A 17,444-nucleotide genomic window follows, 5' to 3' on the forward strand; every position below is an offset into this window, starting at 1 on the left:
CGAACCGCCACCACAATTCGTCGCTATAGGGCACGCGCTTGTAAGCGAAGAAGCCGGCCCAGACGCTCAGCCCCAATGCCGCGGCGGCGGCGGCGAGCCAGCGACCGTCGAGCGGCTCGGTGGCGATCCCGCCGCGGCGATAGAAGGCCGGGCGCGCATATTGCAGGATCGCGAGGATGACGAACTGCATCCCCGCTTCCTCGTAATCGAGCCCCTTGAGCAGCGAGAAGACGATCCCCGCGACGAGCAGCACGCGCGCCATCACGAACCCGCTGCGCAGCCGTGCGTTGAGCGCCGGCGCGACGAGCAGCAGCAAGGTGCCGACGAGGCTCCCCGCGAGATGCGACCCCTCAATGAACGGCAGCGGCAGCAGCGCGTCGAGATCGCTCAGCCGGGTGCGCACCCCCGGCAGCGCGCCCGAGACGAGCAGGATGAACCCCGCCGCGAACACGAGCAGGGTGATCGCCCCCGGCGCCAGCGCACGCCCGACCTTATCGATCAGCGAGAGCCCCGCGCCGATCGGGCGGCGTAACGCGCTCGCTTCGCGCAGCACCAGCACGCTCGCCGCGACGAACAGCGGCAGCAGATAATAGACCAGCCGGTAGAGCAGCAGCCCGGCGAACACCGCGGGTTTGTCCGCCGGGAGCGCAGCGAGCACCACCGCCTCGAACACCCCCAGCCCGCCGGGGACGTGCGCGAATATCGCGACGACGATCGCCAGCACATAAGCGACGAAGAAAGCGGGAAAGACGTCCGCCTCCAGTCCCGGCACCAGCACGAACAGCACCGAGGAGGCGATCAGCAGGTCGACCACCGACACCGCGACCAGCGCGAACAGATGCCGCGCATCGGGCAAAGGCAAGGCGAAGCCGTCGGCGCCGATCCGACGGATGCCCCCGGCGCGCAGGATCACCGGCACCACCGCGATCGCCAGCAGCGCGAGGCCGAAGGCATGTGCCGCACCGGTCTCCAGCGTCCAATGCGCGAGGTGCAGCGGTGCCTGTTGGATCAGCAACGCGACCCCGGCGGTCGCGGCGATGCCGTGCCAGAAGGCGAGCGTGCCGATCGCGCCGACCTTCACCGCCTCTGCCAGCGAAAGGCCCGCCTGCCCGTAGATGCGATAGCGCGCCGAATTGCCGGTGAGCAGCGACAGCCCGAGATTGTAGCTGATCGCATTGCCGAGGAACGAGGCGGTCGCGCCGACCTGCCACGGCTGCGGCCGCCCGATCACGCGCAGCGCGATCCAGTCGTGGAGCGTCAGCAGGGTGTAGCTCGCCGCGGTCAGCGCCGCCGCCAGCGCGATGCGATCCGCCGGGACCGCGCCGAGCGCCGCGCGCACGTCGCGCAGATGCACCTCGTCGAGCACGAGGCGCAGCGCGGCGAGGCCAAGCAAGGCGACGCACGCCACCGCCGCCGGTATCCACCAGCGGCGATGATGCGAGAGAAGCTCGGAAATCGCGAGTCGGCGGCGCTGCATCACTGCAGACGATGCCACTCCTGCGAGCGGCAGAAATAGTGCCTGATGAGGCAGCCCGAAATCTTCAGCCGATCCGGCGCGACCAGCTTGAGATGCGAGGGGAAGCTGCGCCCCATATCGGGGACGTAGAACCGCCCCGACCAGGTGCCGTTGGCGTCTGCACGGTAATTGCGCAGCAACTGCGTGCCGATGAGATGCGCGACCCCCGCCTCGCGCGCATCGGCCCTTGCGGCGCCGTTGGCCCAGACGATCGCGCCGCACAGCCCGCCGTTGCACGCGGTGGTGCGGATCATCAGCGAACCGCGCGGGTTGCTCCACACCCCGAACGGCGAGGCAGCCGCCGCGGGAGTCGCGGTCAGCGCGCAGACGGCGATCGCCGCAAGGTGGCGCATACGGCTCATGCCGCCGCCCGCGTCAAACCGGAAGCACCCACCCCCGTTCGGGCCAACGGAGAGGGTTTTGCGCCCACCGTCCCCGTGGCGCGGTCGATCGCGAGCATGATGTTGCGGACGATCGCATCGGTATCGAATTTCAAGAAATGGCCCCCCGGCATTGCCACATCGGTGGCGTTGGATTGAGTCGCGCCGTCGCACGCGCTTTCGGTTTCATCGGCGCCGTGGATGCAGGTCAACGGCGCCCAGGTGATCGCGCGGATATCGCGCCGCCCGTCGCTGTCGGGCGTGCCCAGATAGGTGATATTGCTGGGATCGGTGCGGAAGAACACGTCGCGCCCCGGCACCACCAGCACGATCGCGGCGATCCGGCGGCGCAGCTCGGCCGGCAGCGCCGGGAGCGACGCCGCCAGCACATCCGCGCCGAACGACCGGCCGATCAGCACCAGCCGGTCGGCCGGCGACGCCGCAAGCGCGTGGCGCACCGCCGCGGCGACGATCCGGTTGGTTTCGGCGGCGGTACGGCGGGTGCGGAAGGCGACCGGGGTGTTGAACCCGGTGACCGAGATGCCCGCGCCGGCCAGCGCATCGGCGCTCGTCGCGCCGATCCCGAAGTTGAGACCCATGTCGCCGGAGAAATAGAGCGCCGCGATCCCGCGTCCCGGTGCGGTCGCCGCGACCTGGACATAAGGATCGCGATCGAAATAGGTCGCGCGATAGAATATCCCGATCAGCACCGCCGCGAGCACGCCGCCCGTGATCGCCAGCCGATACGGCCAGCGTTTGCGTGGGGTGTCCAGAATCGGCGCTCGGCTCCCGTGCATGATTCGAGCATTAACACCGGCAGGATCTAACCGCACTGTCAGCAACATGACGAAATTGTCATGCGATCGGTCATATTCCCCCGTCATTCCCGCGCAGGCGGGAATCTATTCTGGCGGGTCCATCGGATAAGTCGCGAGGCCAGCGTCAATGGATTCCCGCCTTCGCGGGAATGACGGGGAATGTTGCGAACAGAACGACGCCCTCCCGATTGACTCAACAAAGCGATGAGAACAAAATAGGAACGAAACCCCGCTACGAGTCGTACCCCCGTGCCAACCTCCGCCGTCATTGCCAAGCTTCGCGATACGTTGCGCGCGATCGAGGGCGACGGGCATCGCCGGCGCGAGACGTTGCCGTTCGGCATCGGCGAGATCGATACGCGGCTGGCGGCGGGTGGGCTCAGGCTCGATGCGCTGCACGAGATCGCGCCGGCCACCCCCGACCTCGCCGACGATGCCTGCGCCACATTGCTGCTCGCCGGGATCGCCGCGCGCGCCTGGGGGCCGGTCTTGTGGGTGGTGCGGCGACGCGATCTGTTCGCTCCCGGCCTCTATCAGGCGGGGCTGTCGCCCGAACGCGTGATCTATGCCGAGGCGCGCGACGATGCCGAATTGCTCGCGCTGATGGAGGAAGGCATCCGCCACCGCGGGCTCGGCGCGGTGGTCGGCGAGGCGCGCCGCGCGGCGATGGCCTCGACCCGCCGGCTGCAACTCGCGGCGGAGGGCGGGCGGACGATCGCGCTGCTGATGAAACGCCACGCGCGTGAAGGCGGCGACCCGCTGGCGGTGCCGTCGGCCGCGGTGACCCGCTGGCGCGTCGCCGCCGCGCCTTCCGCCCCGCTCCCGACGCGCGGGCTGGCAGGGGGCATCGGGCGGGCGCGCTGGCATCTGTCGCTCGTCCGCCAGCGCGGCGGCGATCCTTTCGATCTGAACGTGGAGGCCGTGGATGAAACGGGTCGCCTCGCTCTACCTGCCGCATTGGTCGATCGACCGCGTCGTCAGGGCCGAGCGCCGCACGCTGCCGCCGCCTGACGCGCCGCCGGTTCCTGCTGCACCCCCGCCCCGCCCCGCCGAACGCATCACCGGCTGGCGCCCCGGCGCGCGCTGGGCAAAGGGCGAGCGCGTCGCCGCGCGGCCGACGATGGCGCATGCCGCGCCGCCGCTCGTCACCGTGCAACGCAGCGCCAATCGCGTCGAGATCGCCGCCGCTTCGCCTGCCGCCGCGGCTTTGGGAATCGCACCGGGGATGGCGCTGACCCAGGCGCGCGCTTCGGTCCCCTCGCTCGACGTGCGCGATGCCGATCCGGCGGGCGACCACGCCGATCTGACGCGGCTGGCCGAGGCCCTCGCACGGCGCTGGTCGCCGCATGTCGCGATAACCGATGCGGACGGGCTGATGCTCGATCTGACCGGGGTGGCGCATCTCCACGGCGGCGAGGAACGGATGGCACGACAGCTCGTCCGGCTGCTCGCGCGATTGGGGTTCGGCGCGCGGATCGCGATCGCGGATACGGTCGGCGCGGCCTGGGCGCTGGCGCGGTACGGCGATGCATTAATACGGGATCACTTGTCCCCCGTCCCCCCGTCACCCCGGGCTTGTCCCGGAGTCCACCGGGCATCAGGGGCTGAGCAAGAAGCTCATGCCGTTTGGCTTGGCTCTCGGTGGACCCCGGGACAAGCCCGGGGTGACGCATCCTATGGTGCGCGCGATGCCTTAAACTCCCCCGTTCGCCCTGAGCTTGTCGAAGGGCGGCCCCGACTCTCGAACGGCAGGACGCCCTTCGACAAGCTCAGGGCGAACGGATCATATGCTTGTATTTCGATAATTCCCCCCGCCACCCACCGCACCGCGCTCGCCCCCCTCCCGGTCGCGGCGCTGCGGCTCGACGGCGACGCGCTCGAACTGCTCGAACGCTTCGGCATCGCCACGATCGGCGAGTTGCTGGCGATGCCGCGCGCGCCGCTGGTGCGACGGTTCGGCGCGGCGATCGTGCGGCGGCTCGATCAGGCGACCGGCGCGCTTGCCGAGCCGCTGATCCCGATCGTTCCCGATCAGCCGATCAGCGTCGAACGCCGCTTCGCCGAGCCGATCGCCACCGCCGAGGCGATCACTCATTGGCTCGAGGGGCTGACGCGCGATCTCGCCACCGAACTCGCCCGAGCCGGGCTCGGCGCGCGCGCCTTGCTGTTCGTCGCCGGGCGGGTCGATCATCAGGCGCAGGGGCTGCGGATCGGCTTCGCCCGCGCGACACGCGATGCGCGGCATATCCAGCGGCTGATCGCGCGGCGCATCGAGGAGATCGACCCCGGCTACGGCATCGAGGCGCTGACGCTCCACGTCCGCCGCGCCGAACCGCTCGGCGCGCAGGCGCTGGGCGCAGCGTTGGCGGAGGATAGCACTCCCGATCTCGCCCCGCTGGTCGATGCGCTCGCCAATCGCATCGGCCATGCGCGGCTGTGGCGGCATCGGCCGGTGGAGAGCGACGTTCCCGAACGCGCCGTCGCCGCGATCCCGCCGCTCGACCCACCCGCCGACGATGCGTTGCGGCTCAAGCTCGACGATGTGCGCCAGCTCGATCAGCGCCCCGCCGATCATCCGTGGCACCCGCGCTGGCCGCGTCCGGCGCGGCTGCTCGCGCGACCCGAGCCGCTCGATCACGTCGTCGCCGAATTGCCCGATCAGCCGCCGCGCCGCTTCACCTGGCGCGGCGAGCGGCATCAGGTGGTGCGCGGCGACGGACCCGAACGGATCACCGGCGAATGGTGGCGGCGCGGCGCCGAGCGCGATGCGGTGCGCGATTATTTCCGCGTCGAGGATGAGGAAGGACGCCGCTTCTGGCTGTTCCGCCGCGGCGACGGGGTGCAGCCCGAAACCGGCGATCTCAGCTGGTTCATCCACGGGACGTTCGGATGAGAGGTCATCCACCTTTCTTTTCCACCCAGGCGCGGGGCGGGGTGGATGCGTTGGAAGCGGCGTGACCGACGATGACCTACAGCGAACTTCAGGTCACGACGCATTATTCGTTCCTGCGCGGCGCCTCGTCGTGCGAGCAATTGGTCGCCACCGCGGCGTTGCTCGGCATGCCCGCGCTGGGCATCGTCGATCGCAATTCGGTCGCCGGGACGGTCCGCGCGCTCCGCGCCAGCGAGCATGTGCGCGAGGACACCGGCATCGATGTACGCGCGATCCCCGGTTGCCGGCTCGATCTGGTCAGCGGCGATTCGCTGCTGGTCTGGCCGGAGGATCGCGCCGCGTGGAGCCGGCTCACCAGCCTGCTCGGCATCGGCAAGGCGCGCGCCGACGCGCAACGCGGCGAAAAGGGCAAATGCTTCCTGCATTGGGAGGATCTCGCCGCGCGTGCCGACGGGCTGGTCGCGGCGCTGGTCGCCGATCATGTCCCCGACGCGCGTGCGCTGCGCTGGATGGCCGATCTGTTCGGCGCGAACGGGCGCGGGCATGTCTGCCTCACGCATCATCGCCGGCCGGGGGATGCGCTGCGGCTCCACGAGACTGCGTTGGCGGCCGAGGCGCACGGGCTGACCCCGCTCGCCACCGGCGACGTGCTCTATCACCACCCGTCGCGACGGATGCTGCAGGATGTCGTCACCGCGATCCGCGAGAAGACGACGATCGACGCCTTGGGCTTCCGCCGCGAGCGCCACGCCGACCGCCATTTGCTGCCGCCCGACGAAATGGCGCGCCGCTTCCGCGATCACCCGCGCGCGCTGGGGGCGGTGGAAGCGGTGGTCGAGCGCTGCCGTTTCTCGCTGCGCGACCTGACCTATCAATATCCTGACGAGATCGTCATCCCCGGCAAGAGCGCGCAGGAGGCGCTGGCGACGCTGGCGTGGAACGGCCTGAGGCAGAAATTCGGACCGAACCCCTCCGATGCGCACCGCAAATTGCTCGAGCACGAACTGAGGCTGGTCGAGAAAATGGGCTATGCGCCCTATTTCCTGACGGTCAATTCGATCGTCCAATATGCGCGCAGCCAGGAGATCGTCTGCCAGGGGCGCGGCAGCGCGGCCAATTCGGTGATTTGCTTCGCTTTGGGAATCACCTCGATCGATCCGATCGAGCATAAATTGCTGTTCGAACGCTTCATCTCCGAGGAACGCCACGAGCCGCCCGATATCGATGTCGATTTCGAGCATGAGCGGCGCGAAGAGGTGATCCAGTGGATCTACGAACATTACGGCCACGAACATGCCGCCCTCACCGCGGTGGTCTCACGGTTTCGCTCGCGCGGCGCGATCCGCGAGGTGGGCAAGGCGCTCGGGCTGCCCGAGGATATGACCGCCGCGCTGTCCGGACAGGTGTGGGGCTGGTCGAACGACGGCGTGCCCGAGCATCACGTCACCGCGCTCGGCCTCGATCCGCGCGAACCGCGACTGGCGCTTGCGCTCGAGCTGGCGAGCGAGTTGATCGGCACCCCGCGTCATTTGTCGCAACATCCCGGCGGGTTCGTGCTGACGCGCACGCCGTTGCGCGAACTGGTGCCGATCGAGCCGGCGGCAATGGTCGATCGCTATGTGATCGAATGGGAAAAGGACGACATCGAATTCCTCGGCTTCATGAAGGTCGACATCCTCGGGCTCGGCATGCTGGGCTGCATGCGCCGCGCCTATGATCTCCTCGGCAAGCACAAGGGCATCCGCCTCAACCTCGCCAGCCCGCTGATGCAGCAGAACGATCCGGCGACCTTCGAGATGATCGGCCGCGCCGATACCCTGGGGGTGTTCCAGATCGAAAGCCGCGCACAAATGTCGATGCTGCCGCGGATGAAGCCGGTGAATTTCTACGACATCGCGATCCAGGTCGCGATCGTGCGGCCGGGGCCAATTCAGGGCGGGATGGTCCACCCCTATCTCAAGCGTCGTATCGGGGTGGATAAGGTCACCTATCCCAATGACGCATTGAAAGCGGTGCTCGAAAAGACATTGGGCGTGCCGCTGTTTCAGGAGCAGGCGATGCAGGTGGCGATCGTCGGCGCGGGTTTCAGCCCGGGCGAGGCCGATCGCCTGCGCCGTGCGATGGCGACGTTCAAGTCGAACGGCGGGGTCGACAAATTCCGCGCGCCGCTGATCGACGGGATGCTCGAAAGGGGCATCACGCGCGAATTCGCCGAGCGGCTGGTCAAGCAGATCGAGGGATTCGGCAGCTACGGCTTCCCCGAAAGCCACGCCGCGAGCTTCGCCAAGATCGCCTACGCTTCGTCGTGGATGAAATGCCACCACCCGGACGTGTTCTGCGCGGCGTTGCTCAACGCGCAGCCGATGGGTTTCTACGCCCCCGCGCAGATCGTCCGCGACGCGCGCGCGCACGGGGTCGAGGTGCGTCCGGTGTGCGTGATGCGCAGCGAATGGGATACGATCCTTGAAGACGGCGGTGGAGCGGAGCCGCCTACTCCGTTCGCCTTGAGCTTGTCGGAGGGCTGCCCTTCTTCCGAAGAGGAAAGCGCAGGGCTTCGACAAGCTCGGCCCGAACGGGGAATAAGGCGCAACATATTCCCCCTCCGGCTCGGGCTACGCATCGTCGCCGGGCTGTCGGCCGAACAGGCCGGCAAGATCGTCACCGCCCGCGCCGCGCGCGCCTTCACCTCGGTCGAGGATGTGTGGCGCCGTGCCGGGGTGCCGCTCGCCGCGCTGGAGCGGCTGGCCAAGGCCGATGCCTTTGCCGGGCTCGGCGTCGACCGGCGGCAGGCGTTATGGGCGATCCGCGGGCTGGGCGAAAAGCCGCTGCCGCTGCTCGCGGGACTCGAAACGCACGAAACCCCGGTCCATCTGAAGGCGCTCGCCGCGGGGCGCGAGGTGGTGGAGGATTATCGCGCCACCCAGCTGTCGCTGCGCCCGCATCCCCTCTCCTTCCTGCGCGGCGAATTGACCCGGCGGCGGATCGTGCCCTGCGCCGATCTGGCGACGATCCCTGACGGACGGATGGTCGAGGTCGCGGGGCTGATCCTCGTCCGCCAGCGGCCGGGCAGCGCGAAGGGCGTGCTGTTCCTGACGATCGAGGACGAAAGCGGGATCGCCAACGGCATCTTGTGGCCCGACCGGTTCGAGGCGCATCGCCGCATCGTCATGTCATCGGCGATGGTGTCGATCAGGGGGCGGGTGCAGAAGGAAGGGATCGTGATCCATGTCGTGACCGAACAGGTCACCGATCTCACCTGGTTGCTGCGGCAGGTCGGCGATATCGATCTACCCAAGCTGGCCCCGCGCGGTGCGACGCCGAGCGGCCCGGATCACGGCTTCGATCGCGACGCAGAAGAATGGCGCCCGCGGCCGCGGTCGGATTATCATTTCAATGATGGCGGCGGCGTAATCCCGATCCGCAGCCACGATTTCCATTAGCGATCGGGATATTGAACCGGGCCACCTATCCCCGTTCGCCCTGAGCTTGTCGAAGGGCGTCCCGTAGCTGGTGAGGTGAGGATGCCCTTCGACAGGCTCAGGGCGAACGGTTGATATCTTCGCGCATCGCATCCCCAAGCAGAGCGGCCCCGGCGATCGCCGGGGCCGTCACCCGCTCAGGCCGCCTTCTTGTGGTGCTTCTTCACCGCATGATGGTGCCGTTTCACCGCGTGATGCTTCTTCGCGGCATGATGCTTTTTGGCGTGATGCCGTTTCGTCGCATGATGCTTCTTCGACGCATGATGCCGGGTCGCGGCGTGATGGCGCGCATGAGACTCCACCCGGGCGCCCTGCACGCAATTGTCGCGCACCGATGCCGAGCAACGCGGATATTCCGCCGCCGGTGCGGCAGCGTCCTGGGCTGACGCGGTACCCGCGGTCAACATCCCCAACGCGAGCGCTCCGAGAAGGACGATCTTTTTCATGATCACTCATCTCCGTCTTTGTTTTCTATCGTCCGCGCCCACCGTGGGATTTGGCCGACGCGCGACGCAACATTGCCCTTACGGGAAGTAAAATCCCAGTTAATTCGTAGTCATGCGCCGGCCACCTGCACGCGAGACGCGCCCAATTACGCGCCGACCGTCTGTTCGATCACCCCGAAGATCGGGTGATGTCGATCATCCTCCATCCAGATCCGCACGGTGTCGCCGCGCTTGAGGAACGGGGTCGAGGGCTTGCCCGACAGGATCGTCTCGACCGTGCGCACCTCGGCGAGGCAGCAATAGCCCACCCCGCCTTGCGCGATCGGCTTGCCCGGCCCGCCATCCGCATCGCGGTTGGAAACCGTGCCCGAGCCGATGATCGTTCCCGCCCCGAGCGCGCGGGTCTTCGCGGCATGCGCGATCAGCGCGCCGAAATCGAAGGTCATGTCGACCCCCGCCTCGACCCGGCCGAACGCCGCGCCGTTGACGTCGACCATCAGCTTGCGGTGCAATTTGCCGTCGCGCCACCAGTCCCCGAGCGCGTCGGGCGTCACGAACACCGGCGAGAATGCCGACGCCGGCTTGGATTGAAAGAAGCCGAAACCCTTGGCCAGCTCGCCCGGGATCAGGTTGCGCAGCGACACGTCGTTGGTCAGCCCGATCAGCCGGATCGCCGCCAGCGCTTGCTCCCGCGTCGCGCCGAGCGGCAGGTCGCCGGTGACCACCACCACCTCCGCCTCGAGATCGCAGCCCCATGCCTCGTCGGCGAGCGGGATCGCGTCGCGCGGGCCGAGGAAACCGTCCGACCCGCCCTGATACATCAAGGGATCGTGCCAGAAGCTCTCCGGCATCTCCGCCCCGCGCGCCTGCCGCACCAGCGCGACATGGTTCACATAGGCCGATCCGTCAGCCCATTGATAGGCGCGCGGCAGCGGCGCGGCGGCGTCATGCTCGTGGAAACGTTCGCGCGGGATCGCCTGATGCTCCAGATCGGTCGCGAGCAAGGCTAGCGCCGGCGCGACATGATCCCAATCGTCGAGCGCCGCCTGCAGCGTCGGACAGATATGCCCGGCATCGGCATACCAGGCGAGATCGTCGGAAACGACGACGAGCTTTCCGTCACGGCCCTCACGCGGGCTGGCATGCTTCAGGCTAGCAAGTTTCATTTGTTACGATCTCCTTTGCCGGCGCTGTGCCGTACTTGGCCCGCGGAGTCGAGAGCGTGGGCCGCTGCACGCCGCCGCGCAAGCCGCGATCGATCGCCATAACAAAAGTTACTTGACCCCCCGCCACGCCGCCGCGACAAGGCGCGCGGAGAGTTTTGCAGATCGAAGGGTTCCCACCATGTCGCTCGATACCGTCGCCGGCCGTTTCGCCTATAACGAGGATCATGAGGCGTTCCGCCAGACGGTGCGCAGCTTCCTCGCCAAGGAAGGCGTGCCCAATGTCGACAAATGGGAGGAGGAGCGGCTCGTCCCCAAATCCTTCTGGCAGAAGGCGGGCGAGATCGGGATGCTGTGCCCCACCGCGCCCGAGGCTTATGGCGGGCTCGGGCTCGATTTCGGCTATAATGCGATCGTCGACGAGGAAATGGCCTATGCCGGGGTGCCGGCGGGCTTCTCGCTCCAGTCCGATATCGTCGCGGGCTATATGGAGACCTATGGCTCGGAAGAGCAGAAGAAGGAATGGCTGCCCAAGATGGTCTCGGGCGACGTGATCACCGCAATCGCGATGACCGAGCCGGGCACCGGCAGCGATCTCCAGTCGATCCGCACCACCGCGCGCAAGGATGGCAACCACTATGTCATCAACGGCTCCAAGACCTATATCACCAACGGCCAGAACACCGATCTGACGTTGGTCGTCGCCAAGACCGACCCCGATGCGCAGCCGGCGTGGAAGGGGATGTCGATCATCCTCGTCGAGAGTGACCGCGAGGGTTTCCGCAAGGGCCGCAAGCTCGACAAGATCGGGCAGGACGCCGCCGACACGTCGGAATTGTTCTTCGACGACGTGCGCGTGCCGATCACCAATTGCCTTGGCGAAGAGGGCATGGGGTTCATCTATCTGATGAGCCAGTTGCCGCAGGAGCGGCTGTCGATCGCGGTATCATGCCAGGCCTCGGCGCAGAAGGCGCTCGACGATACGATCGCCTTCACCAAGGATCGCAAGGCGTTCAAGGGCACGGTGTTCGATTTCCAGAACACCAAATTCGTCCTCGCCGATCTCAAGGCGAAGCTGCAGGTGGGCTGGGCGCACCTCGACTGGGCGATCGCACGTCACCTGAAGGGCGAACTGACCAATGAGGAAGGCGCGGCGGCCAAGCTGTGGCACACCGACCTGCAGTGGGAAGTGATGGACAAATGCCTCCAGCTCCACGGCGGGGCGGGGTATATGAACGAATATCCGATCGCGCGGATGTGGCGCGGGGCGCGGGTCAGCCGGATTTATGGCGGGACCAATGAGATCATGAAGGAGGTTATTGGTCGCAAGCTGTAGGCGCGGCTACGTCCGCACCGGTCGCGCAACGCGCGAACAGCTTGCGCGGACGGCGGACGGGCGCGGCTCACGCGCCCGATCCGGCCGACGGCTTTGCCGGCGGCGTTGCTTGCCATTGAGAGGTTGCTGCCGCCCTTCCCCAAACCTCCGTCATTCCCGCGAAGGCGGGAATGACGGGGCGGGTGAGCGAAAGCCCCGCCCACCCCATACTTGACTTTTCAACCCTTTCCCCTCATCTGCACCCCGTTCGAGGCGTTCAAAAACGCAGCGTGATCGGGCCGCTCGCCGGCCCCGGCTCCGCCTCGATCGTCGTTCGGGCATCCCAAGTCACGCGGGGCGTCAATCTTCCCCGCCCCCGCGCGCCTGTCTTTTGGCGCGCGGCCCGGCATCTTTTAGGTATTTCATTCCATGACCTTTTCCGATCTCGGCCTGACCGACGCGCTGGTACGCGCGCTCGACGCCAAGGGCTATGAGACCCCCACCCCGATCCAGCGCGACGCGATTCCGATCGTGCTGACCGGCCGCGACCTGCTCGGCATCGCGCAGACCGGCACCGGCAAGACCGCGGCCTTCGTACTGCCGTCGATCCAGCGGCTCGCTGAATCGCACAAGAAATTGCTGCCGACGCATTGCCGTATGCTCGTCCTCGCGCCGACGCGCGAGCTCGCGAGCCAGATCGCGGAGAATGCGCGCGGCTATGGCCGCAACTCGCGGCTGTCGGTCGCCACCGTGTTCGGCGGCACCAGCATCAACAAGAACAAGCACGACCTGATGCGCGGCGTCGACATCCTCGTCGCCACCCCGGGCCGGCTGATCGACCTGGTCGAACAGGGCTTCTGCAACCTCTCGATGCTCGAGATCCTCGTGCTCGACGAGGCCGACCAGATGCTCGATCTGGGCTTCATCCACGCGCTGCGCCGCATCGTGCGGATGGTGCCGCGTCGCCGCCAGACGTTGTTTTTCTCCGCCACCATGCCGGAATCGATCCGTCAGCTGGCGAGCCAGTTCCTCCACGAGCCGGAGACCGTGTCGGTCGTCCCCGCGGCGACCACCGCCGAGCGCGTCGATCAATATGTCACCCACGTCAACCAGCAGGAAAAGCAGGCGTTACTGACGATCATGCTGTCGGAGGAGCCGATCGACCGCGCCTTGGTGTTCACCCGCACCAAGCACGGCGCCGATCGCGTCGTCCGACTGCTCGGCGGCAACGGCATCGCGGCGCATGCGATCCACGGCAACAAGAGCCAGGGTCAGCGCGAGCGAGCGCTGGCGGCGTTCAAGTCGGGCGAGGTGAAGATCCTCGTCGCGACCGATATCGCCGCGCGCGGGATCGACATTTCGGGGGTGAGCCATGTGTTCAACTTCGAACTGCCCAACGTCCCCGAGCAATATGTCCACCGCATCGGCCGCACCGCGCGCGCCGGGGCGAGCGGCGTCGCGATCTCCTTCTGCGCCGAGGATGAGCGGCCTTACCTGCGCGATATCGAGAAACTGACGCGGCAGCGCGTGCCGGTGCGCGCGCTCCCCGCCGATTTCATGAAGCGCGCCGAGGCGCTCAAGGCGAGCCGCGTGCGCGCGCACGGCCCCGATCCCGCCCCGCGCGAGGATCGCCCGCGCGGCGCCCGTCCGCCCGCGCGGCCCAAGGCGTCGCATCATCCGGTCGCGACGCGCGATTATTCCAACGCCAGCCGCCGCGGCGGGCGCAATCGTGGGCGTGGGCGAGGACCGAAGGCGGCGACGGGCGCCTGAGGCTTCACCCAAAACCCGAGCGAACGCCGAACCATTTGTGTCCCCGCCTTCGCGGGAGCACAGGGAGGTTTCGCGATAGCTTTCCTATTTCGTTCCACCCCGGCGAAGGCCGGGGTCCAGCATCGGGCGGCTTGTAACTGGACCCCGGCCTTCGCCGGGGTGGTTGCTCTGACTGCTCCGACCCTCAGCTAAATTCGCTCAACCACTCCGCCTCCGCCGCACGCGGGCTGCGTGCGCGGTTGGCGGGCTCCTCCGCATCTTCGAACCCGATCGCCACGCCGCAGAACAGCATCCGCTCCGGCGGCGTCCCGAGGAACGCCTCGACCGTCTGCGGATAGACCGCCCAGCATTCCTGCGGGCAGGTCGCCAGCCCCGCCTCGATCGCGAGCAGCATCAGATTCTGCAGATACATGCCGAGGTCCGCCCATTGCGGTGGCCCCATGCGGCGATCGACTGTGACGAAATAGGCCGCCGGCGCGCCGAAGAACTGGAAGTTGCGCGCGAACCAGATCGCTCGCGCGCGCCGGTCCTCGCGCGGGATGCCAAGATGGCCGTAAAGGATCTCGCCGATCTCGAAGCGACGCTGCTTCATCGCCTCGGGCATCTCGCGCGGGTAGATATCATAGCCCGGCGTCTCGCTTTCGCGCCGCTCGATCTTGCCGCGCATGATCTCCTTGAGCCGCTGCATGGAGGCGCCGTGGACGATATCGACGTGCCACGGCTGGAGATTGCCCCCGGTCGCCGCGCGCGCCGCCTTGAGCGCCAGCGCCCTCAGCAGCGCCGGCTCGACCGGCGTGTCGAGAAACCCCCGCACCGATCGCCGCGCTTCCACCGCTGCGCTTACCTCCATTTACGTCTCCACCCCTTGCCGTTTACGTCAATTCGCGCCAAATGCGGATTGTGGGATAACATCTGTTATGGAGAGTCGGAAGATGCCTGAGGCGTATATCGTCGAAGCGGTGCGGACGGCCGGAGGACGGCGGGGCGGCAGGCTTGCCGGCTGGCACCCGGTGGATCTCGCCGCCAAGGTGCTGGATGCATTGGTCGAGCGCTCGGGCGTCCCCGCCGATGCGATCGACGACGTGATCATGGGCTGCGTCAGCCAGGGCGGCGAACAGGCCGGACAGGTCGGCCGCAACGCCGTGCTCGCCTCCAAGCTACCCGAAAGCACCCCCGCGGTGACGATCGACCGCCAGTGCGGCTCCTCGCAGCAGGCGATGCAATTCGCCGCGCAGGCGGTGATGTCGGGCACGCAGGATGTGGTGATCGCCGCCGGCGTCGAGAGCATGACGCGGGTGCCGATGGGGTCGACCTTCAAATTGTTCTACGATGCGGGGCTCGGCAAGGCCAAGTCGCCGGGGCTGGAAGAGAAATATCCCGGCATCGTCTTCAACCAGTTCGCCGGCGCGGAGATGATCGCCAAGAAACACGGCTTCTCGCGCGAGGTGCTCGACGAATTCTCGCTCGGCAGCCACCGCAAGGCGGTCGCGGCGACCCAGGCGGGCAAGTTCCGCGACGAGATTGTCGCGATCGAGATCGAGACCCCTGAGGGCAAGGAAGTCCATAACGCCGACGAGGGCATTCGCTACGACGCCTCACCCGAAGGCATGGCCGGGGTTAAATTGCTCGCCGAGGGCGGCGCGCTGACCGCGGCCTCGGCCAGCCAGATCTGCGACGGCGCCAGCGCGGTGCTGATCGTCAGCGCCGAAGCGCTCAAGAAATACAATCTCAAGCCGATGGCGCGGATCGTCAACCTCACCGTCACCGCGGGCGATCCGGTGGTGATGCTCGAGGAGCCGCTGTTCGCCACCGACAAGGCGCTCAAGAAGGCCGGGCTGTCGATCGACGATATCGACCTCTACGAAGTCAATGAGGCGTTCGCCTCGGTGCCGATGGCATGGCTCAAGCATACTGGCGCCAAGCCCGAGCGGCTCAACGTCAACGGCGGCGCGATCGCGCTCGGCCATCCGCTCGGCGCCTCGGGCACCAAGCTGATGGCCACCCTGGTCCACGAACTTCGCCGGCGCGGCGGGCGTTATGGCCTGCAGACGATGTGCGAGGGCGGCGGGGTCGCCAATGTCACGATCATCGAGAATTGCGACTGGCAGACCGCCTGACGCCACCCTTTTTGCCGTCATGCCGGACTTGATCCGGCATCCAGAGCCGCGGACGATGGCTCCTGTGGCTTTGGATGCCGGGTCGAGCCCGGCATGACGGGGATCGGATTCTGATTCACTCCTTTGACTAGAGAGGATTTCCAATGAAGCTCGACAATACGATCTCGGCCGTCGTCACCGGCGGCGCCTCCGGCCTCGGCGCGGCGACCGCGCGGCTGCTCGCCTCCAAGGGGGTGAAGGTCGCGATCTTCGACTTGCAGGAGGAGAAGGGCGAGGCGATCGCGCAGGAACTCGGCGGGGTCTATTGCAAGGTCAACGTCACCGACGACGCGTCGGTCGACGAGGGCTTCGCCAAGGCGCGCGCGGCGATCGGTCAGGAGCGCGTGCTGGTCAATTGCGCCGGCACCGGCAACGCGATCAAGACCGCGAGCCGCAGCAAGGAAGACGGCTCGATCAAGCACTTCCCGCTCGACGCCTTCAACTGGATCATCCAGATCAACCTCGTCGGCACGTTCCGCTGCATCGCCAAATCGGCTGCCGGGATGCTGACGCTCGACCCGCTGGCGGATGGCGAGCGCGGCGCGATCGTCAACACCGCCTCGGTCGCGGCGGAAGACGGGCAGATGGGCCAGGCGGCCTATTCGGCGTCGAAGGGCGGCGTCGTCGGCATGACGCTGCCGATCGCGCGTGACCTGATGGGCGAGGGCATCCGGGTCAACACGATCCTGCCGGGGATCTTCAACACCCCACTGCTCGCCGCCGCGCCGCAGAATGTGAAGGACGCGCTGGCCGCCTCGGTCCCGTTCCCGAAGCGGCTCGGCGACCCGGCGGAATATGCCGCGCTCGCGACGCTGATGATCGAGAACGGCTATTTCAACGGCGAGGATGTGCGGCTCGACGGCGCCATTCGCATGGCGCCACGGTAAGCCGCAGCTGGCACGCGGATAGCAAGGCTATCCGCGAGACCAGCAAGGCCGGCCGGCGGGTCGCGCAGCGAACCCGTCCGACGACGCGGGATTAACTCCCGCGTCGGCCCCCGCCCCTTAACGAAAGGCAGCCCCGATATGCCCCGCCCCGCCGCCTGGCGCCTCTCGCCGGACAGCTACCCGAAGCGCGAGGAGATCCAGACGCGCTATCAGGATCTCGATCCCAACGGGCATCTCAACAATGTGGCTTTCGCGGCGCTGTTCGAGACGGTGCGGGTGCGGATGAACCACACTATCGGCGACGCCCAACGCGGTAAGGACTTCCGCGCGGTCGTCGCGCGCAACGAGATCAACTATCTCGCCGAGGGCAGCTTTCCCGCTCCGGTCGAGATTGCGATCGGCATCGGCAAGATCGGCAATCGCAGCTGGGAGATGCTGGCGGCGATGTTCCAGAACGGCGTAGCGATCGCGACCTGCGACACGGTGATCGTGATGACCGCCCCGGCCGGCGAGCCGCTCCCCGATGCGATGCGCGAGGGGCTGAAGGCACTGCGGGTGCGCGAGGGGTAACGCCCTTCCCCTTCCTCCTCCCCTCCCTGGTGAAGGGAGGGGCTGGGGGTG

14 protein-coding genes are annotated in these 17,444 nt (G+C 67.5%); 8 read left to right on the plus strand and 6 right to left on the minus strand.

Annotated features, from left to right (window positions below; genetic code table 11):
- The 3 genes from BGN95_RS00925 to BGN95_RS00935 all read right to left on the minus strand — a co-directional run.
- On the minus strand, window positions 1–1,477 hold a 1,477-nt coding region (locus BGN95_RS00925; protein WP_502688226.1), incomplete at its 3' end, for a putative bifunctional lysylphosphatidylglycerol flippase/synthetase.
- Window positions 1,477–1,878, minus strand: a complete 402-nt coding sequence (locus BGN95_RS00930) for a DUF2147 domain-containing protein (RefSeq protein ID WP_265314632.1) — start codon at window positions 1,876–1,878, stop codon at window positions 1,477–1,479. The genes BGN95_RS00925 and BGN95_RS00930, both read right to left, overlap by 1 nt.
- Complete coding sequence (locus BGN95_RS00935; protein ID WP_286771344.1) at window positions 1,875–2,693, minus strand: AcvB/VirJ family lysyl-phosphatidylglycerol hydrolase; 819 nt, start codon at window positions 2,691–2,693, stop codon at window positions 1,875–1,877. Before BGN95_RS00935 ends, BGN95_RS00930 begins: the two co-directional genes overlap by 4 nt.
- Before the next feature lie 270 nt (window positions 2,694–2,963).
- Here BGN95_RS00935 and BGN95_RS00940 point away from each other — a divergent pair, with 270 nt between their 5' ends.
- The 3 genes from BGN95_RS00940 (at window position 2,964) to BGN95_RS00950 (ending at window position 9,047) form a co-directional block, all read left to right on the plus strand.
- Window positions 2,964–3,725: an ImuA family protein gene (locus BGN95_RS00940; protein WP_209547669.1), complete on the plus strand. Its 762-nt coding sequence runs from the start codon at window positions 2,964–2,966 to the stop codon at window positions 3,723–3,725.
- Window positions 3,640–5,607 carry a Y-family DNA polymerase gene (locus tag BGN95_RS00945; RefSeq protein WP_286771345.1) on the plus strand — a complete coding sequence of 656 codons (1,968 nt, stop codon included), beginning with the start codon at window positions 3,640–3,642 and terminating at the stop codon, window positions 5,605–5,607. The genes BGN95_RS00940 and BGN95_RS00945 overlap by 86 nt, the downstream gene beginning before the upstream one ends.
- A gap of 71 nt (window positions 5,608–5,678) precedes the next feature.
- Window positions 5,679–9,047 (plus strand): error-prone DNA polymerase, encoded by a 3,369-nt coding sequence (locus BGN95_RS00950; protein ID WP_286771346.1) that lies wholly within the window; start codon window positions 5,679–5,681, stop codon window positions 9,045–9,047.
- Between the two features lie 176 nt (window positions 9,048–9,223).
- Here the strand turns inward: BGN95_RS00950 and BGN95_RS00955 are convergent, their stop codons facing one another.
- Window positions 9,224–9,532: a hypothetical protein gene (locus BGN95_RS00955; RefSeq protein WP_179512220.1), complete on the minus strand. Its 309-nt coding sequence runs from the start codon at window positions 9,530–9,532 to the stop codon at window positions 9,224–9,226.
- A 146-nt stretch (window positions 9,533–9,678) separates the two neighbouring features.
- Window positions 9,679–10,698, minus strand: a complete 1,020-nt coding sequence (locus BGN95_RS00960; RefSeq protein WP_179512221.1) for a fumarylacetoacetate hydrolase family protein — start codon at window positions 10,696–10,698, stop codon at window positions 9,679–9,681.
- A 178-nt stretch (window positions 10,699–10,876) separates the two neighbouring features.
- On the opposite strand from BGN95_RS00960, the gene BGN95_RS00965 reads away from it, so the two are divergent.
- Together BGN95_RS00965 and BGN95_RS00970 are read left to right on the plus strand one after the other, a co-directional pair.
- Window positions 10,877–12,031, plus strand: coding sequence for an acyl-CoA dehydrogenase family protein (locus tag BGN95_RS00965; RefSeq protein ID WP_265272010.1), 1,155 nt, complete (start codon window positions 10,877–10,879; stop codon window positions 12,029–12,031).
- A 408-nt stretch (window positions 12,032–12,439) separates the two neighbouring features.
- A complete protein-coding gene (locus BGN95_RS00970) occupies window positions 12,440–13,780 on the plus strand; it encodes a DEAD/DEAH box helicase (protein WP_265314663.1) in 1,341 nt (446 codons plus the stop codon).
- A gap of 184 nt (window positions 13,781–13,964) precedes the next feature.
- On the opposite strand, the gene BGN95_RS00975 is transcribed toward BGN95_RS00970, so the two are convergent.
- Window positions 13,965–14,630 (minus strand): nitroreductase, encoded by a 666-nt coding sequence (locus BGN95_RS00975; protein WP_184316954.1) that lies wholly within the window; start codon window positions 14,628–14,630, stop codon window positions 13,965–13,967.
- An 82-nt stretch (window positions 14,631–14,712) separates the two neighbouring features.
- Here BGN95_RS00975 and BGN95_RS00980 point away from each other — a divergent pair, with 82 nt between their 5' ends.
- The 3 genes from BGN95_RS00980 to BGN95_RS00990 all read left to right on the plus strand — a co-directional run bounded on the left by BGN95_RS00980 (window position 14,713) and on the right by BGN95_RS00990 (window position 17,393).
- Window positions 14,713–15,897: an acetyl-CoA C-acetyltransferase gene (locus BGN95_RS00980; protein ID WP_286771347.1), complete on the plus strand. Its 1,185-nt coding sequence runs from the start codon at window positions 14,713–14,715 to the stop codon at window positions 15,895–15,897.
- A 143-nt stretch (window positions 15,898–16,040) separates the two neighbouring features.
- Window positions 16,041–16,823 carry an SDR family NAD(P)-dependent oxidoreductase gene (locus BGN95_RS00985; RefSeq protein WP_179512226.1) on the plus strand — a complete coding sequence of 261 codons (783 nt, stop codon included), beginning with the start codon at window positions 16,041–16,043 and terminating at the stop codon, window positions 16,821–16,823.
- 138 nt (window positions 16,824–16,961) lie between these two features.
- On the plus strand, window positions 16,962–17,393 hold the full coding sequence (locus tag BGN95_RS00990) for an acyl-CoA thioesterase (RefSeq protein ID WP_265269505.1): 432 nt from the start codon (window positions 16,962–16,964) through the stop codon (window positions 17,391–17,393).
- Window positions 17,394–17,444: the final 51 nt, after the last annotated feature.

Origin of the sequence: Sphingomonas sp. 66-10 (assembly GCF_001897045.1) — a bacterium.
Lineage (GTDB): Bacteria > Pseudomonadota > Alphaproteobacteria > Sphingomonadales > Sphingomonadaceae > Sphingomonas > Sphingomonas lycopersici.